Raw genomic sequence first — 302 nt, 5'->3', positions numbered from 1 at the left:
AGCGCCTGGAGGTTGGATAGCATGTTGCGCGGGTTGGTGGAGAAGGGGATGGGGATTTGGCCGCGTTGCTCGGCCCACTTGACGCAAAGCGTGGCAGGGTGGATGCCATGTTTCGCGGCGATCTCGCGAAGGACGGGATCTTCCGTATCCACGGTGTCGTCGCTGGACTTGTCGCGCTCGGGGCGGGCGGGGGAGCCGATGGGGCAAAATCCGACCGGCTGGATGCCTTGGGAGACGACGTAGTCGAACAGTTCCTGCTGCTGGAAGTGCGGGTGCAGTTCCATCTCGTTTACGGCGGGCTT

The 302-nt window shown here is 63.2% G+C and carries 1 protein-coding gene; it reads right to left on the bottom strand.

Features of this window, described 5'->3' with window-relative positions:
• A partial coding sequence (locus QEH57_RS24910) for an aldo/keto reductase (RefSeq protein WP_309009515.1) occupies positions 1–302 on the bottom strand: 302 nt, incomplete at both ends.

The sequence above is a fragment of the Pelagicoccus sp. SDUM812005 genome, assembly GCF_031127875.1.
In the GTDB taxonomy this organism is placed as follows: Bacteria; Verrucomicrobiota; Verrucomicrobiia; order Opitutales; family Opitutaceae; genus Pelagicoccus.
Note: the sequence above shows the minus strand (reverse complement) of the source record. Positions and strands in the feature narration are given on the sequence as shown.